This is a genomic window from Micrococcus sp. APC 4021, from assembly GCF_030407635.1.
In the GTDB taxonomy this organism is placed as follows: domain Bacteria; phylum Actinomycetota; class Actinomycetes; order Actinomycetales; family Micrococcaceae; genus Micrococcus; species Micrococcus luteus.
Map to the genome: position 1 here is coordinate 1 of NZ_JASDCZ010000022.1, position 26357 is coordinate 26357.

A 26357-nucleotide genomic window follows, 5' to 3' on the forward strand; every position below is an offset into this window, starting at 1 on the left:
GCAGGCTGTGGACAATCCGGCGCGGTCCGGGGGCGCCCTGGCAGGGTGGGAGGCACCGAGCCGAGAGGAGAGCCGTGCGCACCGTCGCCGAGACCGTCACCACCGTCCCTCATGACACCGCCGCGTCAGCGCCGGAGCCGGGGGTGTGGGCCCCGCCGACCGACGTCCATGTGGCGGGCCTCGACGCGGTGGGCGCGGCGATCGCCCACGCCCTGGCGGGGGCCGGGGCGCTGCGCCTGGCCCTGTGGGATCCGCGGCCCGTCGACGCCGCGGACCTGGGGACCGGCCTGCTGCCCGGGGACCTCGGTCGGCCCCGGGCGGGTGCGCTCGAGCGCCGGCTGGGCGATGTGGCCCCCGGGCTGCGCCTCTACGCGCACCACGGCCCGGTGCCGGTGCTCGTGGGGCAGGCGACGGTGGCGGTGGGGTCCGTGCTCGACGCGGACCTGGCCGCGCAGGCCCTGGCCGCCGACCACCCGCTGCTGCCGGTCACGGTGGGACCGAAGGCGGTCACGGTCGGACCGTGGTGCGCCCCCGGGGTGCGCGGGTGCCCGCTGTGCCGATGGCCCGCGGATCCGACGGGCGTCCCCGATGCCCCGACGGCGCCCGGCCCGTCGGCGCACCGGGGACAGGTGGACGGGCTCGCGGCGCTGCGGGCCGCCGTGCTGACCGTGGACGCGCTGCGGGCCGGACCGGCCCCCGGCGTGCTGCGGGCCGATCGGGTGACGGGACGCACGCGCCGGGTGCGGGTCCGCCCCCGGCCCGGCTGTGCCTGCGACCCGGACGCGCTCGGCTGGGCGTTCTGAGGGGGTCGGCGCCGCCGGCGGAACGGAGCGCGGGTCCGCGGCTCAGGCCGCCGGGGTGCCGTGCAGCAGCTCGAGCAGCTCCGGTCCGTGCTTCTCCAGCTTGGACTTGCCGAGGCCGGGCACCTTCAGCAGCTCTGCCGGGGTCTTCGGCATGGCCTCGGCGATGGCCACGAGGGTGGCGTCCGTGAACACCACGAACGCGGGCATCCGCATCTCGGCGGCCGTGCGGGTGCGCCAGTCGCGCAGCTCCTCGAGCACCGCCTCGTCGTAGGTGGCGGGGCAGTCCAGGCAGCGGCCGACCTTGCGCTCGGCTCCCGTCTCGAGGGGCTTGCCGCACGTGCGGCACACGGCGACCTTCGCGCCCCGGCGCCGCGGCGCCGTCGGGCCCGCCGCGGAACCACGGGCCGGGGCGTGCTCGCGGGTGCCGCCGAGGGTCGGGTCGATGGCCCACAGGAACCGGGAGGGCCGCCGGGTGGAGCGCCCGCCCGTGCCCCGCGAGAGCGTCCACGTCAGCGACAGGTGCTGGCGGGCACGCGTGATGCCCACGTAGAGCAGGCGCCGTTCCTCGTCCACCTCGGCCTGGGTCTCCGCGAAGGAGATCGGCATGAGCCCCTCGGACAGGCCCACGAGGAACACCGCGTCCCACTCGAGGCCCTTGGCCGAGTGCAGCGAGGCCAGGGTGATGCCCTGCACCGTCGGCGCGTGCTGGTGCTGGGCACGCTCGTCGAGCTCGGCCACGAGCTCGGTCAACGTGAACTCGGCCCCGCGCGTCGTGGCGAGCTGGTCGGCGAGGTTGACGAGGGCGTGCAGGGACTCCCACCGTTCACGGGCCGCGCCGGAGGCCGCCGGCGGTTCGGCGGAGTAGCCGAGCGAGGAGAGCACGTCCCGCACCCGGTCCGTGACGTCGTCGCCCGTCAGGTCCTGGGCGGCGCGGGCGGCGGCCCGCAGCTGCAGGATGCCGTCGCGCACCTCGCGCCGGGAGAAGAACCGCTCGCCGCCGCGCAGCTGGTAGCCGATGCCCGCCGAGGACAGCGCCGTCTCGAAGGCCTGGGACTGGCCGTTGGTGCGGAACAGGACGGCGATCTCGGAGGCCGGCACGCCGTCGTCGATCAGCGCCGCGATCCGGTCTGCGACCCAGCCGGCCTCGGCCTCGTCGTCGGTGCACTCCGCGAACACGAGGTCGGGGCCGGCCGGCCGCTGGGAGACGAGCTCGAGGGGGTCGGGCCAGCGCGGCATCGTGCGGTCCCGCTCCCCCGCCTTGGTGCGGTCCGCCAGCAGGCGGTTGGCCGCCTCCACGATCTGCGGGCTGGACCGGTAGTCACGCACGAGACGGACCACCGTGGCCGCGGGATACCGCTCACGGAAGTCGGTGAGGAAGCGGGAGGTCGCGCCCGTGAACGAGTAGATCGTCTGAGAGGCGTCGCCGACGACGCACAGGTCGCCGCGGTCGCCGAGCCAGAGGTCGAGCAGGCGGTGCTGCAGCGGCGAGACGTCCTGGTACTCGTCCACCACGAACACGCGGTACTGGTCCCGGATCGTGGCCGCGATCTGCGGCTCGGTGGACAGGATCCCCACGAGGATCAGCAGCACGTCCTCGAAGTCGATCATGTTCCGGGCTGTCTTGGCCTCCTCGTAGCCGGTGTAGAGACGGGCGACGGTGGTGGCGGTCCAGCCGGCGGGCATCTCCCGCTCCTTCGCGGCCTCGGCGTAGCCCTCGGGGGCGTGCAGGGAGACCTTGGCCCATTCGATCTCGCCGGCGAGGTCGCGCAGGCCGGCCCGGTCCACGGTCATGCGCATGCGCTGGGCGACCTCCGTGAGCAGGCGCACCTTGTTCTCGATCAGCGAGGGCATGGGCCCGCCCACGGCCTGGGGCCAGAAGTACTGCAGCTGGCGCAGGGCCGCCGAGTGGAACGTGCGGGCCTGGACGCCGGCCACGCCGAGGTCGCGCAGGCGGGTGCGCATCTCCGCGGCGGCGCGCGCCGTGAAGGTCAGGGCGAGGGTGCGGTGCGGGTCGAAGACGCCGGAGGCCACGCCGTAGGCGATGCGGTGCGTGATGGCGCGGGTCTTGCCGGTGCCGGCGCCGGCCAGGATGCAGACGGGCCCGTGCAGGGCCGTGGCGGCCCGGCGCTGCTCCGGGTCGAGGCCGCGGAGGATCTCGTCGGGAGTGCTCATGCGGGACGAGTCCTCCTAGGTGATCAGGGTCTGCGCATCGGGCAGCATCCCACCGTACCAATCCTCGATGAGCGCCCGCGCGATGGACACGGCCCCGGGCAGGGTGACGTCGCCCTCGCGGGCCAGATGCGCGAGCTCCTTCCGCTCGAACCAGCGCACGGAGAGGATCTCCTCGCCGTCCGGAACCGGCTCGACGCCGGCCGGGGCCAGGGCGGTGAACCCGAGCATGAGCGAGCGCGGGAACGGCCACGGCTGGGAGCCGCGGTAGCGCGGGTGCGTCACCGTGATCCCGGACTCCTCCGCGATCTCCCGGACCACCGCGTGCTCCAGGGACTCCCCCGGCTCCACGAACCCGGCCAGGCAGGAGTACAGCCCCTCGGGCCACGCCGCGTTGCGGCCCAACAGGATCCGCCCGGCCGGGTCGATGACGGCCACGATCACCGCCGGGTCCGTGCGCGGGAACTGCTCCCGGGAGCAGTCGCGGCAGCGACGCACCCAGCCGGCCGCCTCGACGTCCGTGACGCCGCCGCAGAACGCGCAGAAGCGGTGGGTGGCGTGCCAGTTGGCGTTCGCGACGGCGGCCACGAACAGCCCGGTGTCCGCGTCGCTGAGGGCGGCGGCCGCATCGCGGAGGCCGACCCACACGGCGTCGGCGAGCGCGGCGGCCGCGTCCTCGGGCAGGGCCGCCGGCGGCTCGACGGCGACGGAGACCACCTCGCGCTCCCGCCCGTGCGGGCCCCGGTCCGCCGCGGTGCCGCGGCCCAGATACGCGGCCTCGGCCGGCACGGGACCGGAGGGCGCGGTGAAGACGAGCCGGCCGTCCGCGACGGGTGCGCGGCCGCCCTGCAGCCACAGGACCTCCGTCCCCTCGCGCGCCCAGGACGCCGCCAGGTGGCCCGGGTCGAGGCGGGCCACGGCACCGCGGTCCAGCTCCTCGCGGGCCAGCGGCAGGGCCAGGGGTGGTGCGGCGGTGGGGTCGGACGACGACGGGGGGCAGGAGGCCATGCGTCCAGGCTAGCGACCCGTCTCCGGTGCGCCCGACGACGGGGGAGGGCGTTCCGCGCCTAGGCTGGAGGGGTGGATCGTCAGCCCCTTCGTCTCGCAGCCCTGGCCGCCGCGGCCGTCCCCGGCCTCGCCCCCGTCTCCGCGGAGGCGAGCCCGGACGACCCCGCGGACTTCTCGACCGCCGTCGTCGTGGACGGTGAGGGCCAGCGGTGGCGGGTCCGCTCGCCCCGCACCCCGGAGGCGGGCATCCGTCTCGAGACGGAGCTGCAGGTGCTGGCGGGCCTGACCCCGGCGGTGCGCGCCGGCCTGCCGTTCCGCACGCCCTCCGTGGCGGGCGCGGTGCGGCTCGAGGGGCTGCGCACCTTCGTCTATCAGGACATGCCCGGGCGTCCCGTCACCCTGGATGAGCTGGCCCGGCTCGGCGAGCCCGCGGTGCAGGACGTGGGCCGTGTGCTGGCCGCGATCCACACGCTGCCCTCGGATGTCGTGGACCACGCGGACCTGCCCTCCTACACGGCGGAGCAGATCCGGCAGCGTCACCTCCACGCCCTCGACCAGGCGGCCACCTCCGGCCGCGTGCCGCCCCTGCTGCTGCGCCGCTGGGAGGAGGCCATGGAGGAGGAGGCCCTGTGGCGGTTCACCCCGGTGCCTGTGCACGGTGACCTGCACGAGGACAACCTGCTCCTCGAGCGCGGCCGCGTGGTGGGCGTGACGGGCTGGACGGACCTGCACGTGGGCGACCCGGCCGGCGACGTCGCCTGGCTGGCCGCCGCCACGGACCCGGACCTGGCCGACCGCGTCCTCGACGCCTACGCGGCCCGGCGGGCCGACGCGGGGGCCGCCGACGACGGCGACGCCCACCTGATGCGCCGTGCGGCGCTGCTCGCCGAGTTCGCCCTCGCCCAGTGGCTCACGCGGGGCCTGGACCGGCACGACGCGGGGATGGTCGCCGAGGCGGAGGCCATGCTGGCCGAGCTCGAGGGCGACGTGCGCGCCGCGCAGGAGGCGGCCGCGCGCCAGGCGGAGGCCGACGCGGCCGCCGACGCCGCCGAGGACGCCCGGGATGCGGCGGAGGACGCCCGGGAGGCCGCGGCCGCGAGGACCGCGGACCCGGAGACGGGCCCGCTGCCCGCCGTCGAGGTGGTGCGGCCGATCAACGGCGGGCCAGGGCGTCCGTGATGTGACGCTCGAGCTCCTCCTCCCCCGGCAGGTCCGGGAAGGAGCGCTCCTGCCCGTGGGCCACGTACACGAAGCTGGCCCCGATCCGTTCCAGCGGGATCCCGTGCAGCCGTGACCAGGCGAGCCGGTAGACGGCCAGCTGCAGCGACTTGAGCTCGAGGTCGCGGCCCCGCGGCACGGCGCCGGTCTTCCAGTCGACGAGCTCCCAGTCGGCCTCGGGGTCGAAGGGCAGGCGGGGGTCGCCGCCGGAGCGGTAGATCGCGTCGACCCGGCCCCGCAGTGTGATCCCGCCGACCGTCGTCTCGACCGGGGCCTCGACGAAGGCCGGGGTGCGCTCCGCCCAGCGCGAGGAGCGGAACCACTCCTGCATCGGGCCGAGGTCGAGGGCCTCGTCGACCCACAGGTCCGCGGCGTCCTCGGCCGAGTCGATGTCCAGCATGCCGGTGGCCCCGAAGCGCTCCTCGAGCCACGCGTGGAACGCCGTGCCGCGCCGCGCCGCGTGCGCGGGCGGCCGGGGCAGGGGCCGGCGCAGCTGCTCGGCCACGGCCTGCGGGTCGGCGGCGAGCTCGCCGTAGAGGGACACGGAGACGTGCTCGGGCAGGGCGGTCTCCCCGCCCGTCCCGGCGACGTCCCGGCGGCGCAGCAGCACCCAGTCCACCTGGCGGGCCAGCTCCGGGTCGTCCCCGAGCGCCGCCGGGTCCGCGGCGTGCACGGCCGCGGCGGCCGCCTCCACCCCGTGCCGGCGGGCCCGGGAGCGGCGCGGCAGCGGCTGCCAGCGTTCCTCGTCCTCGGGGTCCTCCGGGTCGGCGACGAAGGCCTCCGGGCCGTCGAGCGGGTCGAAGGGCCAGCGGGCGACCAGCGTCCGGCCCGCGGCGGGGTTGGCCTCGGGCAGGTCGTCCTCGGCCGGGGCGGGGCCGAGCGCGACGCCGGGCACCTCCCCCGCCAGACCGGCCACCTCCTCGAGGAAGGCCGAGGCCGGCAGGGGCTCCTTGTTGACTCCCTTGAACAGGGAGGTGCTCAGCCACAGGGCGGATCGCGCGCGCGTGTACGCGACGTAGGCCAGGCGCCGCTCCTCGCGCTCGGCGTGGGCGGCCACGGCCACGGCATAGGGGTCCGGGTTGCCCTCCTGGGCCGCCTTCGAGCTGTATCCGGTGCCGGCCGACTGGACCCAGTCCCGCTGGTCCTGCGCCCACGAGCCGTCCCACTGCGGCAGCGACGCGCGGTCCCCGCGCAGGGGCCACGGCAGCGCGCCGGCCCGGGGGCTGGTCCAGCGGTCCGCCCGCGTGGAGGGGAACGTGCCCTCCTGCAGGCCGGGGACCGCGACGACGTCCCACTCGAGCCCCTTCGAGGCGTGCGCGGTGAGCACCTGGACCAGGCCGGGGGTGGGCTCGGCGTTCTCGACGCCGAGGCCGTCCTCGTGCTCGAGGACGGACTCCGTCCAGGCCAGGAACGCCGTCAGGTCCGTCGCCGTGGTGCCGGCGCCGAAGTCGCGGGCCGCGTCCTGGAACGCGTTCAGGTGCCGCCGGGCCGCGGCCGCGGAGACGCCGGGCCGCAGGGCCACCTCGACGTCCAGCCCCGTCTCACGGATCACCTCCGCGATGAGGTCGGCCGGGTCCTCCCCGGTGCGCGTAGAGAGCCGGCGCAGCTCGGCGTTGACGGCCCTCAGTCGGGCCAGGCCCTCGGGTGAGAAGCCGCGGCCGCGCGAGCCGACCCAGTCCGTCCCCTCCCCGGGCAGGGAGTCGAGGGCCTCCAGCAGGGCGGCGGCGTCGGCGTCCTCCTCGGGGCTCACGTCCCGGGCCGGGTCCGGGGCGTCCCCGGCGGGGTCCTCCCGCCCACCGCCGGCCCGCCGGGCCCGCAGCCGCGAGACGAACCGGGCGCGCTCCTGCAGCACCTCGAGGTCGGCCACGCCGATGCGCCAGCGCGGGCCGGTGAGCAGGCGGACGAGCTGGTCGCTGCGCGTGGGGTCGGCCAGCACGTGGAGGACGGCGAGCACCTCGGCGACCTCCGGCAGCGCCAGCAGCCCGGAGAGCCCGAGCACCTCGTAGGGCAGGCCGGCGGCGTCGAGCGCGTCCAGCACGGGGCCGAACTGGGCGCGGGTGCGGCACAGGACGGCGCGGCTCGGGGTGGCCCCCCCGGGCCCGGACCCGGTGAGGGCGCCGAGGCGGGCGACGACGTCGGCGGCCTCCTCCTCCGCGGTGACGAACCGGTCCACCCGGACGACGCCCTCCCCCGCGCCCGGCCGGGGCCGCAGGGTGCGCACCTCCACCGGCGCGCCGCCCGTCGCGGCGGCGTGGGCGTTCAGCGGTGCGGCGACGGCGTTGGCGACCGCCAGGATCGACTCCTCGTTGCGCCACGCGATCGTCAGGTGCGAGACGTCCGCGTTCACGCGCCGCGGGGCGCCGCCGGGGCCGGTCTCCAGTCGGGGGAAGGCGTGCGGGAAGGCGAAGAGCTGCCCGGCGGAGGCGCCGCGGAAGCCGTAGATCGACTGGTGGGGGTCACCCACCGCGGTGACGCAGTGCCCCAACCCGGGCGCGTCGTCCTCGGGGCCGCGCGGGCCGAACAGCCCGGCGAAGATCCGCATCTGGGCGTGGGAGGTGTCCTGGAATTCGTCCAGCAGCACCACGGGGAACCGCGCGCGCTCCTGCTCGCCGGCCGCCGGCACCTCGACGGCGATGCGCGCCGCGTGGCGCAGCAGGTCGCCGAAGTCCATCACGTCCTGCTCGCGCTTGACCTCGTCGTAGCGGGCCACGAGGTCCGCCATGAGGGCGCGGTCCGCCAGGCCGGTCAGGAACTCCTGGATCTCCTTCGAGGGGGTCTTGGCGCGCGGGGGCAGCGGCAGGGCGCTCCCCTGCTCGGCCAGCCGGGCGAGGAACTCGCGCACCTCGTCCGCACTCACCAGGTGCTCGGCCATGTCCCCGGCCAGCCGCAACGCCTGCGTGATGAGCCGGGACGGGGCCACGCCGAGGGTGTCCGCGACCACCGGATGCGAACGCACGACGGCGCCCATGAGCCGGTGGGCGTCCGCGCCTCCGAGCAGCCGCGCCTCCGGTTCCACGCCGATCCGCAGGCCGTGGTCCCTGACGAGCGCGCCGGCGTAGGAGTGGTACGTGGACACCGAGGCGCGGCCCAGGTCCTCGGGCTCCCCGTCGAAGCCGGGGATCTCGAGGCCGGAGCGCAGCAGGGCGTCCACGCGCCCGTTGATCCGCTCGGCGAGCTCACCGGACGCCTTCCGGGTGAACGTGACGCCGAGGACCTCGTCCGGGCGCACGAGACCGTTGGCCACGAGCCAGACCACGCGGTCGGCCATGGTGGCGGTCTTGCCGGAGCCGGCGCCGGCCAGCACCAGGCGCGGAGTGAGCGGGGCGGTGACCACCTCGGCCTGCTCCTGCGTGGGCGGGGGCAGCCGCAGCCGTGCCGCGATGTCCTCCGGCGAGTGGACCGCGTCCTCGACGCGCGGACGATCGGTCTGGGCGGCGGGATCGCCGGTCAGCGGGGCCATTCGGTGACCTGCCTTCCTTCGGAGCAGAGCGGACAGACGGAGGGCAGCGCGCACCGGCGGGCGCCGGCCTCGTGGAGGGCGAGGAAGCGCGGCCCCGTGGTGCGGCGGGCCGCCGTGAACACCTGCTCGAGCGCCCAGGTGTCCTCGTCCTCGAGGGCCGGCTGGTCCTGCACCTTGGTCTTCTGGGTGCCGGCGCCGAGCTGGACGAGGGCCGCGCCGGCCGGCGTCGCGGGCCGTTCCAGGCCGGCGAGCGCGGCGCGCAGGGCGGGGTCCGTGGCGGGGTCGTCCCGGACCTGCTCCAGACCGCCGGCGCGGACGGCCACCTGATAGGCGGCCAGCTGGGGCTGGCGCGCCATCTCCGCGCCGGTGGGCGCGCTGCGGCCGGTCTTGAGGTCGGCGATGAAGGGTCGGCCCTGCGCATCCGCCTCGAGCCGGTCCACGACGCCGGTGATCCGGACGGTGGTCCCGCCCCAGGTCAGGTCCGCGAGGAGCCGCACCTCCTGGGCCACGGGCCGACGCCCGGCCGCCCGGGCGATGCTCCAGTAGCCGATGTAGGCGTCCACCAGGCCGCGGGCCCGGTCGTGCTCGATCTCCGTGATCCAGCCCTCCGGCAGGCCGAGTTCGGGCAGGCGGCGTTCCAGTTCGGCGCGCACGTCCTCGGGCACGCCCTCGGGGTGGTGTTCGGCCACCGAGTGCACGAGCGTGCCCACGGACTGGGCGAGGGTTCCGCCCGCGTTCGCGCCGACGTGGTACAGCACCCAGTTCAGCGGATTGCGCAGGGCCGTCTCCACGCGGGAGGGCGAGAGCGCGACGACCTCGCGCTCCGGGTCGACGAGCGCGGCCTCGGTGGACAGCGGCAGCAGGCCCCACCAGCGTCGGGGGTCCGCGACGGTCACGCCGTCCTCGGCGAGGACCGCCAGGCCGGCGGCCGCCGCGGCCCGGGATGTCGCCCCGTCGGCCGCGTCCGCCTCGTCCCCGGCCTCCAGGACGCGGCGCAGCCGGCCGACGAGCGCGGACGCCGTGATCGGGTCGGGGACCGCGGTGAGCCGCCGGACGCCGGCGGCGTCGCGCGCCTCGGCGGGCAGCCGTTCGGGCGGGTCCACCAGGTCGAGGAAGTCGGAGGGGCCCTCATCCGGCGAGCGGACGGCCGTGACGACCACCTGACGCCGTGCCCGGGAGACCGCGGCCGCGAGCATGCGCAGCTCGTCCTGACGCACCTCGCGCAGCCGGGTGCGGTGATCCGTGGGCCACGGGGCGTCCGCGGGCAGGGTCACGAGGTCCACGAGGTCGGTGGCGCCGAGCAGCTGGCCGCGCAGCCGGGTGTTCGGCCACACGCCCTCCTGCAGGCCCACGACGATCACCGTGTCCCACTCCTGGCCGGCCGCCGCGGCGGGGGTGCGCACGTGCACGGCGTCACCGGACTCGGCACGGCGGGCCAGGGTGTCCACGGGCAGGTCCTGGGACTCCATGTAGACGGCGAACGACTCGGGCGACGCGCCCGGGAACTGGTCCACGAAGCGCTCGGCCACCTTGAACAGGGCGACGACGGCGTCGAGGTCCGCGTCCGCCCGGCGGGACTCGCGGCGGTCGTTCGCGTGCTCGGCGGGCCGCAGCGCGAGCGAACGCCACCGCTCGGCCCGACCGGAGGCGGACCACAGCGCCCACAGCACGGTCTCGGGCGAGGCCGAGGGGGCGCGGGCGGCCTCCAGGCCGTCCCGGAGCATCCAGTGGACGCGGCGCAGGGCGCGGTGCCGCTCGTGCTCGGGGCCGGCCAGGCTCGGGTCCAGCAGGGCCGCGGCGAGCAGCGCGTCCGAGGTGCGCCGGCCGCCCCGGCCCCGCTCGGCGGCCAGCAGGTCCTGGCGCAGCCGCCGCACGTGCAGCGCGCTGGCCATCCCGTACCGGCCGGTGAGCAGTCCCACGACCTCGTCCGGGTCGAGCACGTCCTCGACCCGGGCCTCCGGATCCTCCGCGAGCGCCCCCGCCGCGTCCACCAGCGTGAGCAGGGGCGCGACGGCGGGCTCCTCCTTCAGCACGAGCCCGGCGGCGTCGCGCAGCACGGGGACGCCCTCGGCCTCCAGGTGGCGGGCGAGCGCGGCCACACGGGAGCCGGAGCGGGCGACCACGAGGATCCGGTCCAGGGGCACCCCGTCCTCGTGGTGGACCCGCAGCACCCGTTCGAGGACGAGCTGGTCCTCGTGGGCGCGGGTGGGCACGACGTGCGCGCGGACGGCGCCGTCACCGTCCGCCGGGACGGTCTCGGTCCGGGTCCGTTCGACGCCGGCGGTGCGCTGGCGGACCCGGCGGGCCACGCGCAGGTAGGCGTCCTGGACCTCGGCGCGCATGCGGTGCCCGCGCGTCAGCACCCGGACGCGCCCGTCCGGGGACGCGGGCGGGGCGGCCCCCGGCACGGGATCGGGGTCGAGGACCCCGGGGTACCGGGCGAGGAGGTCGGGCCGGGCGCCGCGGAAGCCCTCCACGGTGGTGTCCGGCGACGCGGTGAGCAGCACGTCCCGCCCGCGTCCGAGCACGGTGAGCAGGTCGTGCACGGCGGGGGTGGCCTCGTGGAGGTCCTCGACCACGAGCACGGCCAGGCGGTCCCGCTCCGCCGCCACGAACGCCTGCGCCGCGGCGTCGCGCTCCGGGTCCTCGGGATGCCGCTCGGTGAGCACGCGGACGGCGGCGGACAGCAGCCCGGCGGCGTCGAACGCCTCGGCCATGCCCAGGTCGATCCGGTCCCGGTAGTCCTGCAGCAGCACGGCCGCGGCCTCCCACTCGGGGCGCCCGTGGGCGGTGCCGAGCTCCTGCAGGCGGCCCGGCTCGAGGCCGAGCTCGCTCATGCGGTCCACGAGCTCGCGGACCTCGCGGCGGAATCCCCGCGCCTCCACGGCGGGGGCGACGTCGGCCGGCCAGTCCGGCGCGGCGGCGAGGCCGGCGGCGTAGCCCTCGAGCAGCTCGGCGATGACCGTGTCCTGCTCGGCACCGGTGAGCAGCCGGGGGGCGACCTCCAGATGCCTCAGCGGTCCCGTGACGCGGGCACGGCGCAGCAGGTCGAACGCGTAGGAGGACCAGGTCCGCACGGGGGTGACGGCGCGGGTGCCCCGACCGGCGGCGGCGAGCCGGCGGGTCAGCGCGTCGCGCAGCCGCGCCGCCGCATCCCGGCTCGGGGCCAGCAGCAGGAGGGACTCGGGGTCCAGCCCCGCCTCGATCCGGCGGGCCGCGTACTCGACCGCCACGGTGGTGCGCCCCGTGCCGGGGGCGCCCAGCACGAGCACGGCGCCGTGCCCGGGGGCGAGCGAGGCGATCGCCTCCTGCTCGTCCGTGAGCGTGATCCGGTCCTCGGGCGCGGCGGCCGTGCGCACCAGCCGAGCGGCCCGTTCCGGCGCCGCCGCGTCGTCGTCGAAGGGGTCCACCCCGTGTTCCCTGGTCATGGCCTCATCCTCGCACCGGGCCCGGACACGATACGGTCGGCGATCGCACGGATCGCCCGCGCGGCGCCGTCGTCGGGCTCCCAGCGGGCCCGGGGCAGGTCCACGCGCCCGGCCGGGGTGCGGGGCATGGCCTCGCGTTCGTGCTCGACGGCGGCCCGCGCGGCCAGCTCCGGAGGCAGCGAGCCGTCGGCCCGGACCACCCGCCACCACGGCGTGCCGGGGCTCGATTCGGCCATCGCCCGGCCGGCCTGCCGCGGACCGCCGACCCCCAGCAGGCCGGCCAGCCCCCCGTAGCTGACGGCGCGTCCGGGCGGGACCAGACGGGCGAGCGCCTCGAGCCCCTCGCCGAGGGTGAGCGGTCCGTCGTCGCGGTGGCGGGCGCCGGGGAGCACAGGGTGATCGGTCACGACCCCATCCTGTCGTGTCCGCCGCTCCGGGTAGCGTGAGGCGCGTGACTTGGCATGAGAGCATCCGCGCCGGCTTCGACCTCGAGACCACCGGACGTGATCCGCGCACCGCGCTGATCGTGACCGCCACCCTGGTGATGGTGGACGAGCAGGGCCGCGCCGCGTCGTCGGCCGAGTGGCTCGTGGACCCGGGCGTGCCCATCCCGGCCGAGGCGGCCGAGGTCCACGGCGTCACCACGGAGCGGGCGCAGGCGGAGGGCATGCCCGCCGCGCAGGGTGTCACGGAGATCACCGAGACCCTGCGGGACCTGTTCGCCGCGGGCATCCCCGTGGTGGCGTTCAACGGCGTGTACGACTTCACGGTGATGGACCGGGAGGCGCGCCGCCACGGGCTGACGCCGCTCGAGGCCCGCCCCGTGATCGACCCGTTCGTGCTGGACAAGCAGGTGGACCGGTTCCGCAAGGGCAAGCGCACGCTCTCCGCGGTGTCCGAGCACTACGGGGTGACCCTGGAGAACGCGCACACCTCCGCGGCGGACGCCCTCGCCGCCGTCCAGGTGGCCGACGCCCTGGCCGCCCAGTACGAGCAGCTGCGCGTCGCGCCGGCGGACCTGCACGAGCGGCAGGTCCGCTGGAAGGCCGAGCAGGCGGAGAGCTTCGAGCAGTACCTGCGACGCAAGGACCCGCAGGCCACCGTCTCGCGCCACTGGCCGGTCGAGGCCGAGCGCTGAGCGCCCGGCCCCGACCCGCACCCGGGTCTCAGCCCTGGGGCGTCGCCGCCGCGGCCGCCTTCGCCGCGGCCGGCAGCGCGTCGAGCACCCGGGTGACCGCCGCGTCGTCGTGGGCGGCGGAGACGAACCAGGCCTCGAACACGGACGGCGGCAGGTACACGCCGGAGGCCAGCAGCGACTGGAAGAACGGGGCGTAGCGGAAGACCTCCTGGCCCTGGGCGTCCCGGTAGTCCCGCACGCCGGTGCCGGAGGTGCCGAACGCCAGGGAGAACAGGGTGCCGGCCCGCTGGATCGAGTGGTCCACGCCCTCGGCGTCGAGCGCGGCCACGAGGCCCTCGCGCACGGCGTCCGAGGCGCGCGTCACGGCCGCGTAGACGGCCTCGTCGGCGCGGGAGAGCGTGGCGTGGCCGGCGGCCATGGCCACCGGATTCCCGGAGAGGGTGCCGGCCTGGTACACGGGGCCGAGCGGGGCCAGGTGGTCCATGATCTCGGCGGAGCCGCCCAGGGCGGCCGCGGGCATGCCGCCGCCGATCACCTTGCCGAAGCACCAGACGTCCGGGGTCCAGCCCTCGGGCTGTCCGGACAGGCCCCAGCCGCCCGTGGCGGTGGCGCGGAAGCCGGTGAGCACCTCGTCCCAGATCAGCAGCGCGCCGTGGCGGCGGGTGATCTCGCGCAGGAACGCGTTGAAGCCCTCGGCGGGCTCCACGACGCCCATGTTGCAGGGCACGGCCTCCGTGATGAGCGCGGCGATGCGCTCGCCGTGCTCGGCGAACACGGCCTCGACGGCGGCGCGGTCGTTGTAGTCCACCACGAGGGTCTCGGAGGCGGCGGCCTCGGTGACGCCCGCGGAGCCGGGCAGGGCGGCGGTCGCCACGCCCGAGCCGGCCGCGGCCAGCAGGCCGTCCGAGTGGCCGTGGTAGCAGCCGGCGAACTTCACGATCAGGTTGCGGCCGGTCACGCCGCGGGCCAGGCGCAGGGCCGTCATGGTGGCCTCGGTGCCGGTGGACACGAAGCGCACGCGCTCGACCGGGACCTTGGAGGCGATCAGCTCGGCCAGCGCGGTCTCCTCCAGCGTGGAGGTGCCGAAGCCGAGGCCGCGGACCACGGCGGCGTGCACGGCCTCGACGACCTCGGGGTGCTGGTGGCCCAGCAGCATGGGGCCCCACGAGCAGACCAGGTCCACGTACTCGTTGCCCTCGACGTCGGTCAGGTACGGGCCGCGTGCGCCGGCCATGAACCGGGGCGTGCCGCCCACCGAGCCGAAGGCGCGCACGGGTGAGTCGACGCCGCCGGGGATGACGGCCTGGGCCGCGGCGAAGGCGGCGGCGTTGGTGGTCGGCTGGGACGCGGTCACAGGGACCCCTCCTTCATCCAGCGGCCGAGCTCGGCCGCCCAGTAGGTGAGCACGGAGTCGGCGCCGGCGCGCCGGATGGAGAGCACGGACTCGACGATCGAGGCCTTCCGGTCGATCCAGCCGTGCGCGGCGGCGGCCTCGATCATCGCGTACTCCCCCGAGATCTGGTACGCGGAGACGGGCACGTCCGCCATGTCCGCCACGTCGCGCACGATGTCCAGGTAGCTCATCGCGGGCTTGACCATCACCATGTCCGCGCCCTCCTCGAGGTCGAGGGCGACCTCGAGCAGGGCCTCGCTCCGGTTGGCGGCGTCCATCTGGTAGGTCTTGCGGTCGCCCGTGAGCTGGGAGTCGACGGCGTCGCGGAACGGCCCGTAGAACGCCGAGGAGTACTTCGCGGCGTAGGCGAGGATCGCGGTCTCGTGGTGGCCGGCGCCCTCGAGGGCCTCCCGGATCACGCGGACCTGGCCGTCCATCATCCCGGAGGGGCCGAGCACGTCCGCACCGGCCTCGGCCTGCGCGACGCCCATCCGGGCGTAGATCTCCAGCGTCGCGTCGTTGTCCACGGTGCCCTCGGCGGTGAGCACGCCGCAGTGGCCGTGGTCGGTGAACTCGTCCAGGCACAGGTCGGACATCACGACGAGCCCGTCCCCCACCTCCGCCTTCACGTCCCGGATGGCCCGGTTCAGGACGCCGTCCGGGTCCAGGGCGGCGCTGCCGACGGCGTCGCGCGTGGTCGGCACGCCGAACAGCATGATGCCGCCCAGGCCCAGCTCGGCGGCCTCGGCCGCGGCGGCCTTGAGCGAGTCCGCGGTGTGCTGCACGACGCCCGGCATCGAGGCGATCGGCACGGGCTCGGCGGCGCCCTCCTTGATGAAGGCCGGCAGGATCAGCTCGGCGGGGTGCAGGCGCGTCTCGGCGACGAGGCGGCGCATCGCGGCGGACCGGCGCAGACGCCGGGGACGGTGCAGCGGGAAGGACATGACGGGGTCACACGCTCCTGGTTCGGGGACCCGTCCAGTCTAGGCGCGGAGGCTGACCGCGCGCCGGGTACAGTCATGGCGCCCCGTCCGCCGTCGAGAGGCCCGTGATGCCCCCGCGCCTGCGCCCCGGTCAGACCCTGCTGCTGGCCTCGCTCGTCTTCGGCCTGTTCTTCGGCGCGGGCAACCTGATCTTCCCCGCCGGCCTGGGCCGGGATGCGGGCGCCGCGGTCACGCCGGCCACGCTCGGCTTCCTCGTCACGGCGGTGGGGCTGCCGGTTCTGGGCATCGTCGCCTCGGCGGTGACGGGGGCGCGCTCGGTCCGTGAGATGACGGCGCCCGTCTCCCGGCGCTTCGCCGTGGCGTTCACGTGCCTGCTGTACCTGACGATCGGCCCCCTCTTCGCCATCCCCCGCACCGCCACGGTGTCCTATGAGATCGGTGTCGCGCCCCTGGCGGGCGACGGCGGCCTGCGGCTGCTCGGCTTCACGGCGGCGTTCTTCGCGGTCGCCGCGGTGGCGGCGTTCCGTCCGGGCCGGCTCATGGAGTGGGTGGGGCGCTACCTGACCCCGGCGTTCCTGGTCCTGCTCGGCGCCCTGGTGGCGGCCGCCGTCGTGGCCCCGATGAGCACGGGCGCCCTGCCCTCGCCGACCCCCGCCTACGCCGACGGGGCGCTCGTGCGGGGCCTGCTGGACGGCTACAACACCATGGACGCGCTCGCCTCGCTCGCCTTCGCGGTCGTGATCGTCGACGCCGCCCGGCGCCTGGGCGTGACGGGCCCGCGCCGCATGGCGGTGGAGCTGGGCAAGGCGGGGCTGCTCGGCGGTGCGGCGATGGCGGTGGTCTACGCCTCCCTGGCGTACGTCGGCGCCACGAGCCACGGCGCGTTCGCGCAGGCCGCGAACGGCGGCGACGTCCTCGCCCGCAGCGCGAGCCACTTCTTCGGCGCGGCGGGCGTGTACCTCATCGCGGCCATCGTCGTCGTCGCGTGCCTGAAGACCTGCATCGGACTGATCGTGGCGTGCACCGAGATGTTCGCGGAGATGTTCCCCGGGTCCTACCGGCTGTGGGCGAGCCTCTTCCTCGTCGTGTCCTTCGCGCTCGCCAACCTGGGCCTGGAGGCGATCATCGCCTGGTCCGTCCCGGTGCTGATGTTCCTCTACCCGATCGCCGTCGTCGTCATCCTGCTCGGTCTCGCCTGGGCCTGGGTGCGGGACCACCCGGCGGTGGCCCGCTGGGTGGTCGCCTGCACGGGGCTCGCCGCCTTCTTCGACCTGCTGGGCGCCCTGCCGGAGGCGCTCGCGACGACGCCGCCCGTCACCGCCCTGACGGGCCTGGCCGGCCGGGTGCTGCCCGGCTACGCGGTCGGCTTCGGCTGGGTGGTCCCGGCGCTCGTCGGGCTGGTCGTCGGCACGCTGGCCGCCGCCTCGCGGCCCCGCCCGCGCCGGGGCGAGCGGGAGGCGATCCCGGTCACCGCCGGCCACGGGCGCACCGCCGCCGACTAGGGTGGGACACATGCCCGAACCCACCCCCGCATCCCTGCGCATCGCCGTCCTGATGGACAGCGACAACGTCTCCCCCAAGTTCGCCCCCCTGATCCTCGAGGAGCTCGCCACCTACGGCACCCCCACGATCAAGCGTGCGTACGGCGACTGGACCACGACCAACCTCAACGGCTGGAAGAAGGCGCTGAACCACCACGCGATCCAGCCGGTCCAGCAGTTCGCCTACACCGTGGGCAAGAACTCCTCGGACTCCGCGCTCATCATCGACGCGATGGACCTGCTCTGGATGGGCAACGTGGACGCGTTCGCCCTCGTCTCCTCCGACTCCGACTTCACGCGCCTGGCCACCCGCCTGCGCGAGGGCGGCAAGCGCGTGATCGGCCTGGGCGCCCGCAAGACCCCCGCCTCGCTGCGCAACGCCGTGGACCAGTTCATCTACCTCGAGCTGCTCGGCACCGCCACGGACCACGACGTCGACGACGACGAGACCGGCGAGGACGCCCCCGCCAAGGAGGAGAACGCCAAGGCGTCCGAGGGCTCCGGCCGCTCGGGGTCCCGCCGCGGCGGTCGAGGCCGCGGTCGCGGGTCCAAGACCACCGACGCCGCCGAGTCCCCCGAGGCCACGGACGCGGACGCCGAGGCCCCCGCCGCCGACGCGGCGCCCGCCGGGGACGCGGCGCCCGCCGGGGACGCCGCCGCCGGCAAGGACGGGAAGGCCGCGGAGGCGAAGTCCGGGGCCGGTCGGCGGGGCCGCCGTGCGTCGTCGTCGGACGTCACCGAGGACCCGACCCCGCCCGAGGTGCCGGTCGAGGCCGAGCCCGAGCACGACGAGGCCGACGCCGCCCCGCGCATCGACCTGCAGGCCGCGCTCACCAAGGCCGTCAACGCCACGAGCACCGACGACGGCTGGGCCACGCTGTCCCTGATCGGCCAACACCTGAGCCGCACCCACGTGGACTTCGACCCGCGCGACTTCGGACACTCCAAGCTCTCCACCCTCGTGGAGGACCAGCCGTACCTGCGCACCCGCACCGAGGGCCGGACCATGGAGGTCTCGCTGGTCCGCCGCCGCAGCCGCCGCGCCGAGGGCTGAGCGGCACGGCCCGTCGTCCCCCGCGGCCGGCGGGCCGGTCCACCGGCCGTTCACCCGCCGGCCACCCGCCCACCACGCCCGTTCGGTAGGCTCCCCGGCATGGGGAACACTCTGGACTTCCTGCGCGGCGTCGACCGCCTGCACGCCTTCTACACGGAGAACGTGCGCATGCTCGCGCACGCGTACGACCTGACGGATGAGGAAGCCTCGGAGCTGCTCGCCAACACGGGCTTCACCAACGTCTCGGTCGCCATCCTGCGCGGCCCGCGGGTGGACATCATGGCCGCCGCCACCGGCGTGCCGCAGGACGAGAGGCACGACGCCGGCCCGGCGCCGACGGAGGACGACGCGCCCGACCCGGACGGCGGCCGCCCCGACTGAGCCTCGCCTCGAGTGCGGACGGGCGGCTCAGGCCGCAGCGCGCAGCACGGCCAGCACTCCGGCCGCATCCGGCGTGGGGGCCGTCCCGAGCAGGGGCAGACCCCGCCGCGCGCATGTGTCCCGGGTCGGCGCGCCGATCGCCACGAGCCGCACCCGCTCCCCCACCAGCGGCGTCAGACCCGCGGCCACGAACTCCTCCGCCGCGGACGAGCTGGTGAGCACCACGGCGGTCCCCGCCGCGACCGCGGCCAGCCGCGCGGGCGTCACGACGTCCCCCCGGCCCTCGTCCGCCGCCCCGTCGAGCAGCCGCCTGCCGGCCTGCGCCGGATACGGCACCGTCCGGTAGGCGAGCCCGGTCCGCACGTCCCAGCCCGCCGCGCGCAGGCCGTCGGCGAGGCGGGACCGGGCCCGATCGGACTGGGGCAGCCACGCGCGGGCGCCGCGGGGATGCAGGGCGGCGAGTCCGGCGATCAGGCCCTCGGCGGAGCGGTCCTCGGGCGGCAGCCACGGCGCCGCGTCGCAGCCCGCCTCGGTCAGCACCCGTGCCGTGCCCGGTCCGGTGACCGCGATCCGCGCGCCCGCCGGGACATGGCCGTCCCAGCCGACGGCCCTGAGCGCGCGCACGGTGTTGGGGCTCGTCACCACGAGCCAGCGGGACCCGTCCGAGCGCACCGGCCCGGCCGCATCACCGTCGGCCCCCGCCCAGTCCGCGAGCAGCGCGCGCAGGGGGCCGTCGTCGTCGGGCAGTGCGAAGTCGGTCAGCGGCAGGAAGCCGACCCGCAGCCGCCGCCCCGCCACCTCGGTGCCGGCGAGACCGGCCTCGAGGTCGCCGGCCTGGGCCGGCTGGCGGGTGAGCAGGACGCGCATCTCAGGCCGGGTCGTCGGGGCGCGGGGCGCCGTCGCCCCGGTCCACCCCGCGCACCGTGCCGGGCAGCAGGTCGGCGCCCTCGGCCACGAACTGCTCGGCCACGTGCACGCCGAGTGCCTCCGCGGCCACGAACAGGGTGTCCTCGAGCCACTCGTCGCCGGCCGCCGGGTCGCCGGCCACGTCGGTCGGCACCGGGTCGAGCTGCACGGACGAGGTCCGGCGCAGCACGCGCGAGCCGTCGAGGGCGGCCACCATCGCGGTCATCTCGATGCGCGGCGCGCCGGCCTCGCCGTCGGTCACGCGGGCCACGGCCCCGATCGGCGCGGCGCAGCCGGCCTCGAGGCGGCGCAGCAGGGCCCGCTCGGCGGTGACCGCCACGTGGGTGTCCCGATCGTCGACCAGCTCGAGGGCGGCGTGCAGCCTCCCGACCGGCGCCTCGGGGTCCAGGAGCGCCCGACCGAGGAAGGACTCGTCCTCGGCCCGGATCTCCACGGCCAGGGCGCCCTGCCCGGGGGCGGGCACCATGACCTCCGGGTCGATCCGCTCGGTGATCACGTGGTCCAGGCCGAGCCGGTTGAGCCCGGCACAGGCCAGGATCACGGCGTCGAGGTCACCGCGGGGCGAACCCGCGGCGGCCGGGGCGTGATCGTCGTGCTGCTCCAGCCCGGGCACGCGGGCCAGGCGGGTCTGCACGTTGCCGCGGATGTCCACCAGCTCCAGATCCGGGCGCAGCGCCTTGAGCTGGGCCACGCGTCGCGGCGAGCCCGTGCCCACCCGGGCGCCCTCGGGCAGGGTCGCCAGGGTGAGGCCGTCGCGGGCGCACAGGGCGTCCCGCAGGTCGGCCCGGGCCGGCACCGCGGCGATCTCGAGGGTCTCCGGCTGGGCGGCCGGCAGGTCCTTGAGCGAGTGCACCGCCGCGTCCACGACGCCGTCGAGCACGGCGGCCCGCAGCGCCGAGGCGAACACGCCGGTGCCGCCCAGCGAGGCCAGCGAGCCGGTGGTGACGTCGCCCTCGGTGCGGATCACCACCAGCTCGTGGGCCAGGCCGGAGCGCTCCGTGAGCGTGTCGGCCACGTGGCTGGTCTGCGTGGTCGCCAGGGCGGAGCCCCGGGTGCCAATGCGCAGGGGGGTCACGGTCTCAGGCCTCCTCGGCGGGGGCCGCGGCGCCCGCCTCGTGCTCGGCCAGCCCGCGCACGGCGGCGTCGACAGCGGACGTCGTCGGCCGCGTCGAGCCGTCCCGCATCACCTTGACGCAGCAGTCCGGCCGGCACACGTCGTACCACGCCGGGAAGCAGCCGACCGCGGCGCGACCCTCGCGCCGGCCCAGCCGCTCCTCCACGATGTCCACGAGCCCGGCCACGAACCGCGGGTCGGTGCCCGGGGTGGGGCTGCGCCGGAACCCCACGCCCAGCCCCTCGGCGGTCTCCTTGGCCTCGGTGTCGAGGTCCCAGACCACCTCCATGTGGTCCGAGACGAACCCCAGCGGCACGACGACGAAGCCCGCCACGGCGCGCCCCTGCGCGTCCGTCTCGGCGCCCTCGCCCGCGAGGTGCTCCATCGCGTCGTTGATGTCCGGCTCGAGCCACGGCACCGAGGGCGGGCCGGAGCGCGACTGGTACACGAGCGACCACGGCACGTCCGCGGCCTCGGGCACGCCGGCGAGGATCTCGCGGGCCACATCGAGGTGCTGCGCCGAGTACACGTCCGCACCCTCATCGCCCGGCTCCGCCCCCGCCTGCGCGCGCAGGTCGGCGGCGAGGCCGCGCGGGCCGGCGGCGGCGGCGTCGGAGGTGGGGATCGAGTGGGTCGCGAAGAGCACGTGGATCCGCGCGTCGTCCCCCAGCTCCGCGCGCAGCGAGGCCAGGTCCGCGCGCAGGCCGTCCCGGAACGGCTCGATGAAGCCGGGGTGGTTGAAGTACTGGCGCGTCTTGTCCAGGTCCACCTTCCCGGTCAGGCCGGTCTGCTCCATGGCCATGCCCATGTCCTCGCGGTACTGGCGGCACGAGGAGTAGCAGGAGTACGCGGAGGTGGTGACCGTCAGGATGCGGCGGTGCCCGTCGGCGTGCATCCGCGCGAGGGTGTCCGGGAAGTAGGGCTCCCAGTTGCGGTTGCCCCAGTACACGGGCAGGTCCAGGCCGCGGGCGGCCAGCTCGGCCTCGATGGCCGCCTTCAGCGCGCGGTTCTGCGCGTTGATGGGGCTGACGCCGCCGTTGGCGCGGTAGTGGGTGGCGACCTCCTCGAGGCGCTCGTCCGGGATGCCGCGCCCGCGCGTGACGTTGCGCAGGAACGGGATCACGTCGTCCTGGCCCTCGGGCCCGCCGAAGGAGGCGAGCAGCAGGGCGTCGTAGTCCTTGGGGGCCATCACGCCGCACACGTCGTAGTCGACGCCGGCGGCGGCCTTCTCGGGCGTCCGGAGGGCCGGGGCGACGCCGGCGTCCGGGCCGGTGTGGACGGGCGCGTCGGCGCGGGGCTCGGGGGCGGTAGTCATCAGGCCAGCACCTCCGCGATCTCGGCGGTCTCCAGACGGCGTCCGGTGTAGAACGGCACCTCGCTGCGCACGTGCAGGCGGGTCTCGTTGTTGCGCAGGTGGCGCATCATGTCCACCAGGTCCGTCAGCTCGTCCGCCTCGAGGCCCAGCAGCCACTCCCAGTCGTTCAGGCCGAACGCGCTGGTGGTATTCGCCCACACCTGCGGGAAGTCCTGGCCGAGCTGGCCGTGCTCGCGGAGCATGCGGGCCCGCTCCTTCGGGTCCAGCAGGTACCAGTCGTACGAGCGCACGAACGGGTAGAAGCACAGCCACTTCAGGGCCTTGCGGCCCATGGCGAAGGCGGGGACGTGGTCCTTGTTGAACTCGGCCATGCGATCTGCGCCCATGGCCGAGAGCACCATCGTGGTGCCCTCGAGCAGACGGGTGCGGCGCAGCTCGCGGATGGCGGCCTGCAGGTCCTCGGGCACCTGGCCGTACATCCACACCATGACGTCGCCGGCCTCGCGCATGCCCGAGACGTCGTAGACGCCGCGCACGGTCACGCCGGTCTGGGCCACCCGCGCGACGGCCTCGTCGAACTCCTTGGCGGCCTTCTTCGCGTCGCGGCCCTCCAGTCCCAGCCAGCCTGGCTCGCCCTGCGGGCGGGCGAACACGGTGTAGGTGGTGAACCAGTCCTTGCCGGCCTCGGCAGGGGTGGTGGTGCTGTCCTTGGTCATGGTCCTCTTCCTTGGGATCCGATTGCGTCAGGGGTGGTCTGGGGGCGAGGTCAGCCGGCGGGCGGTGCGTCGGCGCCGAGGGTGCGGTCCACGCCGGCGACGACGGCGGCCAGCCCGGTGCCGTGCACCCAGCTGCCCACGAGGTCGAGGCCGGGCACGTCCCGTGCCCAGTCGATCAGCGTGTCCGCCTTCGCGCGGTCGGGGCCGGCCTGCGGCGGGATGGAGCGGCGCCAGCGGGTGACGGTGCGGGCGACGACGTCCTCCTCCGCCAGCGGCACCCCGGTGAGAGTCGCCGTGTCCACGAGCGCCTGCGCGAGCAGCTCCTCGTCCGCGCTGCGATGGCCCAGGGCCTCGGGCCCGCCGCCCTGGCGGCCGTAGGACAGGCGCAGCACGTGGCGGTGGGGATGGCGGGCGACACCGTCCTCCTGCGGACGCGCGACGACCTCGCGCAGCCACGCCCACTTGGCGGTGACGTGGGTCAGGGCCTTGGCGGCCACGTCCGTCCCGGCGCCGATCAGCACTCCGGTGCCGCGTGGCGCGTCGTCCAGGCCCGCGGCCTCGACGACGAGCGTGGCCAGCGCGATGCCCTCGCCGAGGGCGGGGCCGGCGTCGGGGTCCAGGGCCTCGGCCGAGAGCGGGGCCAGCAGGTCCCAGGCGGTGACGCCGTCCACGGCCAGCACGACGCGGTCCACGTCGAGCCCGCGGACGACCTCGTCGTCCCGGTCCGAGATCTGGGCCCACCAGCCGCCGGTGGCGGGCACGCGGGACAGGGCGGCCACCCGGACACCGCGCAGGACGGTGGCCCCGTCCTCGCGCAGCGCCTCGACGAGCCGGCCGGTGAGGCGGACCATGCCGCCGTCCAGACCGGCCACGAGCGAGCCGGGGGTCCCGGTGGACCGCAGCGCGGCGACGCCCGCGGCCAGCCCGCCGTGCTCCACGGCGGCGGCGAGCAGGCCGGGGGCCACGCGCTCCAGCTCGACGACCGCGGGGTCGGCCGAGTGGACTCCGGCGACGACGGGGGCCACGAGGCGGTCGAGCACCTCGTCGCCGAGGCGGTCGGCCACGACCTGCGCGACGGTCACCGGCTCGCCGGCCGCGAGCGCGGCGGCCCAGCGATCCATGGGGGCCTCGGCGTCCTGCCGGGCGCGCTCCAGGCCGGCCGGCGTGAGGGCGGCGGCGAGGTCCTCGGCGTCGAGGTCGCCGGGGATGCCGACGATGCCGAGACGCGGGGCGCGCACGGGGCCGGCGGGACCGTGCAGCCACGAGCCGAGGGGCTCGGGCGCGACGATCTTCTCGCCCAGCCCGAGCTCCTCCACGAGCGCGCGCACGGCGGCGCCGCGGACGGCGAACGACTCGGCGCCGCCGTCGAGTTCGAGGGTCTGGGTCTCGGGGGCCCCGGTCTCGCCGTGCGAGGGGACGTCGAGGAAGCGCGGGGAAACCGCGCCCCCGAGCACGGAGGTGGCCTCGGCGAGGGTCACGTCCCAGCCCGCCGCGGACAGTCGGTGGGCCGCGACGAGGCCGGCGATGCCGCCGCCGACCACGAGCGCCGTGCCGCTCATGCGCGCTCCTCCCGCTCGGCGGTCTCGGCCCCCGGTGCCGGGTCCTGGCCCTCCCGCTCCGGCACGGGCAGGGAGTGGATCAGCTCGACCACGCGGGTCAGCACGGCCGCGTCCGTCTCCGGCGGCACGCCGTGGGCGAGGTTGACGACGTGACCGGGCGCGACGGCGCCGGAGGCGACGACGTCGCGCACGTGGGCCTCGAGGACCTCCCACGGGGCGGCGAGCAGGGCCGGGTCGATGTTGCCCTGCAGGGGCACGGCGCCGCGTCCGTCGGGGCCGGGGTTCGCGCTGAGACGGCGGTGCGCCTCGGCGAGCGTGAGGCGGTGGTCCACGCCGACGGCGGTCGCGCCCGCGTCACGCATGTGGTGCAGGAACTCTCCGGTGCCCGTGCCGAAGTGCAGGAGCGGGGCGCCGTCGGGGACGCCGGGCCCGGCGAGGTCGGCGACATGGGCGAGGGCCGCCGTCGAGTGCGGCTGCACGTGCTCGAGGTAGTCGTCCGCCGAGAGCGAACCGGCCCACGAGTCGAACAGCTGCGCGGCGGAGGCGCCGGACTCGAGCTGGGCGCGCAGGAACTGGCCGGACACGGTGGCCGCCCAGCCGGCCAGGGCGGCCCAGGTCTCGGGGTCGGCGTGCATCATGCGCCGCGGGCCGAAGTGGTCGCGGGAGGGACGGCCCTCCACCATGTACGCCGCCAGCGTGAAGGGGGCACCGGCGAAGCCGATCAGGGGGCGCGGGCCCAGCTCGGCGACGGTGGCCGCGACGGCCTCGCGGATGACGTCCAGGGCGGCGTCCTCGAGGACGGGCAGCGCGGCGACGTCGTCGGCGGTGCGGACGGCCTGGCCGAGCACGGGGCCCACGCCGGGCTGGATCTCCACGTCCACGCCCGCCAGGCGCAGGGGGACCACGATGTCCGAGAAGAAGATCGCCGCGTCGACGTCGTGGCGGCGCACCGGCTGCATCGTGATCTCCCGGACCAGGTCCGGCATGAGGCAGGAGTCGAGCATCCCGATCCCCTCGCGCACCCGGCGGTACTCGGGCAGCGAACGGCCGGCCTGCCGCATGAACCACACGGGGTGGCGGTCGGGGCGCTGGCCGCGTAGCGCGCGAAGGAGCGGGCTGGCCACGGTCGAGCGTGACGGATCCTCGGTGCGCAGCGGGTGCTCGGCGGGCAGTGCCGGGACGGCCGCGGGGGTCTCGGGGGTCTGGGACAGGGCGGACATGCCCCCAGTGTCCCACCGGTCGTGTCGCGGTGGCACATCCGCGTCCTCCGTGAGCGCCGTCACACTGGCCGACGGCACCCGGGTCAGGCCCGCCTTCCCGGACGGGCGGGGCGGTCGGGGCTAGACTTGGCCCGCTGTGACTGTCTTCTCTCTCGTCGCCTCCCACCATGACCTGGACCTGGACACGGTCGCCCGCCTCAGCGCCGGCGCGACCGGGGTCGGGCCCGCCCTGCCCGGCAGCGGCGCGGCGGGCGCCATCGTGCTGGCCACGTGCAACCGCGTGGAGATCTACGCCGAGGCCGACGGGGCCGGCGTCGAGGCCGCCCGCACGGGGCTGCTGTCCGCCGTCGCCGCCTCCACCTCCCTGCCGGACGAGGACGTGCACACCGCGTTCCGCACGCTCGACGCCGACGCCACGGCCCGTCACCTCTTCGAGGTCGGCGCCGGACTGGACTCCGCCGTGGTGGGCGAGCGCGAGATCGCCGGTCAGGTACGGCGCGCCCTGACGGCGGCCCAGGAGGCCGGCACCGCCTCGGGCCCGCTCGTCCGCCTCTTCGAGTCCGCCACGCGCACGGCCAAGGACGTCGGCTCCCGCACGGCGCTCGGCGCGGCCGGCCGTTCGGTCGTCTCCGTCGCCCTGGACCTCGCGGAGGAGCTGCGCGGTCTCACCGACGCCGCGGCCCAGCGCGACTTCTGGGCCGGGGCCACCATCCTGCTGATCGGCACGGGCGCCTACGCCGGCACCACGCTGGCGCAGCTGGCGGACCGGGGTGCGACCACCGTCGGCGTGCACTCGGCCTCAGGCCGCGCGGAGCAGTTCGTCGCGGACCGCGGCGGCTGGGCCCTCGCGCTCGGCGGCGAGGCCGTGGCCGGCGCCGTCGCCGAGGCGGACGTGATCATCGGCTCCTCCGGTGGCGAGCGCCAGATCAGCCCCGAGCGCCTGCAGGAGCTGCGCGAGGGCGGACGGCG

20 protein-coding genes are annotated in these 26357 nt (G+C 76.2%); 7 read left to right on the forward strand and 13 right to left on the reverse strand.

The annotated features are described in order from the left end of the window. Nucleotides 1-74: 74 nt before the first annotated feature. A complete protein-coding gene (locus QL983_RS03510) occupies nucleotides 75-803 on the forward strand; it encodes a ThiF family adenylyltransferase (protein WP_041105125.1) in 729 nt (242 codons plus the stop codon). Between the two features lie 42 nt (nucleotides 804-845). Here QL983_RS03510 and QL983_RS03515 read toward each other — a convergent pair whose 3' ends face one another. Both QL983_RS03515 and nudC read right to left on the reverse strand, forming a co-directional pair. Then, the gene (locus tag QL983_RS03515; RefSeq protein WP_041105123.1) at nucleotides 846-2975 is read right to left on the reverse strand and encodes an ATP-dependent DNA helicase UvrD2; all 2130 of its coding nucleotides are present in this window, start codon (nucleotides 2973-2975) and stop codon (nucleotides 846-848) included. Between the two features lie 15 nt (nucleotides 2976-2990). Beyond that, complete coding sequence (gene nudC / locus QL983_RS03520) at nucleotides 2991-3980, reverse strand: NAD(+) diphosphatase (protein ID WP_036314348.1); 990 nt, start codon at nucleotides 3978-3980, stop codon at nucleotides 2991-2993. 72 nt (nucleotides 3981-4052) lie between these two features. Here nudC and QL983_RS03525 point away from each other — a divergent pair, with 72 nt between their 5' ends. Then, nucleotides 4053-5159, forward strand: a complete 1107-nt coding sequence (locus tag QL983_RS03525; RefSeq protein ID WP_036314344.1) for a phosphotransferase — start codon at nucleotides 4053-4055, stop codon at nucleotides 5157-5159. On the opposite strand, the gene QL983_RS03530 is transcribed toward QL983_RS03525, so the two are convergent. The 3 genes from QL983_RS03530 to QL983_RS03540 are packed head-to-tail and all read right to left on the reverse strand — an operon-like array spanning nucleotide 5134 to nucleotide 12493. Then, nucleotides 5134-8658: an ATP-dependent DNA helicase gene (locus QL983_RS03530; protein ID WP_290151242.1), complete on the reverse strand. Its 3525-nt coding sequence runs from the start codon at nucleotides 8656-8658 to the stop codon at nucleotides 5134-5136. The genes QL983_RS03525 and QL983_RS03530 overlap by 26 nt on opposite strands. Next, the gene (locus QL983_RS03535) at nucleotides 8646-12086 is read right to left on the reverse strand and encodes an ATP-dependent DNA helicase (protein WP_290151244.1); all 3441 of its coding nucleotides are present in this window, start codon (nucleotides 12084-12086) and stop codon (nucleotides 8646-8648) included. The genes QL983_RS03530 and QL983_RS03535 overlap by 13 nt, the downstream gene beginning before the upstream one ends. Then, nucleotides 12083-12493 (reverse strand): MGMT family protein, encoded by a 411-nt coding sequence (locus tag QL983_RS03540; RefSeq protein WP_036314337.1) that lies wholly within the window; start codon nucleotides 12491-12493, stop codon nucleotides 12083-12085. The genes QL983_RS03535 and QL983_RS03540 overlap by 4 nt, the downstream gene beginning before the upstream one ends. Nucleotides 12494-12537: 44 nt before the next feature. Between QL983_RS03540 and QL983_RS03545 the strand changes: the two genes are divergently transcribed. Further along, nucleotides 12538-13224: a 3'-5' exonuclease gene (locus tag QL983_RS03545; RefSeq protein ID WP_049147285.1), complete on the forward strand. Its 687-nt coding sequence runs from the start codon at nucleotides 12538-12540 to the stop codon at nucleotides 13222-13224. 28 nt (nucleotides 13225-13252) lie between these two features. Here QL983_RS03545 and hemL read toward each other — a convergent pair whose 3' ends face one another. Next, entirely contained in the window at nucleotides 13253-14578 is a 1326-nt protein-coding gene (hemL, locus tag QL983_RS03550) for a glutamate-1-semialdehyde 2,1-aminomutase (protein ID WP_290151249.1), read from the reverse strand. Continuing rightward, complete coding sequence (hemB, locus tag QL983_RS03555; RefSeq protein ID WP_036381100.1) at nucleotides 14575-15561, reverse strand: porphobilinogen synthase; 987 nt, start codon at nucleotides 15559-15561, stop codon at nucleotides 14575-14577. The genes hemL and hemB overlap by 4 nt, the downstream gene beginning before the upstream one ends. A 107-nt stretch (nucleotides 15562-15668) precedes the next feature. On the opposite strand from hemB, the gene brnQ reads away from it, so the two are divergent. From brnQ to QL983_RS03570, 3 genes are all read left to right on the forward strand, one after another. Further along, nucleotides 15669-17063, forward strand: coding sequence for a branched-chain amino acid transport system II carrier protein (gene brnQ / locus QL983_RS03560; protein WP_036339253.1), 1395 nt, complete (start codon nucleotides 15669-15671; stop codon nucleotides 17061-17063). A gap of 10 nt (nucleotides 17064-17073) precedes the next feature. Further along, the gene (locus tag QL983_RS03565) at nucleotides 17074-18156 is read left to right on the forward strand and encodes an NYN domain-containing protein (protein WP_036339251.1); all 1083 of its coding nucleotides are present in this window, start codon (nucleotides 17074-17076) and stop codon (nucleotides 18154-18156) included. 99 nt (nucleotides 18157-18255) lie between these two features. Further along, on the forward strand, nucleotides 18256-18537 hold the full coding sequence (locus QL983_RS03570) for a hypothetical protein (protein WP_036314326.1): 282 nt from the start codon (nucleotides 18256-18258) through the stop codon (nucleotides 18535-18537). A gap of 27 nt (nucleotides 18538-18564) precedes the next feature. Here QL983_RS03570 and QL983_RS03575 read toward each other — a convergent pair whose 3' ends face one another. From QL983_RS03575 to hemE, 6 genes are read right to left on the reverse strand one after another with little or no spacing between them, the layout of a single operon-like run. Then, complete coding sequence (locus QL983_RS03575) at nucleotides 18565-19404, reverse strand: uroporphyrinogen-III synthase (protein ID WP_036314324.1); 840 nt, start codon at nucleotides 19402-19404, stop codon at nucleotides 18565-18567. Nucleotide 19405: 1 nt separating this feature from the next. Further along, a complete protein-coding gene (gene hemC, locus QL983_RS03580) occupies nucleotides 19406-20539 on the reverse strand; it encodes a hydroxymethylbilane synthase (protein WP_060974088.1) in 1134 nt (377 codons plus the stop codon). A gap of 4 nt (nucleotides 20540-20543) precedes the next feature. Further along, a complete protein-coding gene (locus QL983_RS03585) occupies nucleotides 20544-21893 on the reverse strand; it encodes a ferrochelatase (RefSeq protein WP_036314320.1) in 1350 nt (449 codons plus the stop codon). Continuing rightward, nucleotides 21893-22609: a hydrogen peroxide-dependent heme synthase gene (gene hemQ / locus QL983_RS03590; RefSeq protein WP_036314319.1), complete on the reverse strand. Its 717-nt coding sequence runs from the start codon at nucleotides 22607-22609 to the stop codon at nucleotides 21893-21895. Before hemQ ends, QL983_RS03585 begins: the two co-directional genes overlap by 1 nt. Before the next feature lie 50 nt (nucleotides 22610-22659). Beyond that, nucleotides 22660-24168, reverse strand: coding sequence for an FAD-dependent oxidoreductase (locus QL983_RS03595; RefSeq protein WP_060974089.1), 1509 nt, complete (start codon nucleotides 24166-24168; stop codon nucleotides 22660-22662). Next, entirely contained in the window at nucleotides 24165-25388 is a 1224-nt protein-coding gene (hemE, locus tag QL983_RS03600) for a uroporphyrinogen decarboxylase (RefSeq protein WP_036314314.1), read from the reverse strand. Before hemE ends, QL983_RS03595 begins: the two co-directional genes overlap by 4 nt. 136 nt (nucleotides 25389-25524) lie before the next feature. Between hemE and QL983_RS03605 the strand changes: the two genes are divergently transcribed. Beyond that, nucleotides 25525-26357, forward strand: an 833-nt coding sequence (locus QL983_RS03605; protein ID WP_290151255.1) for a glutamyl-tRNA reductase, incomplete at its 3' end; no start/stop codon positions are given.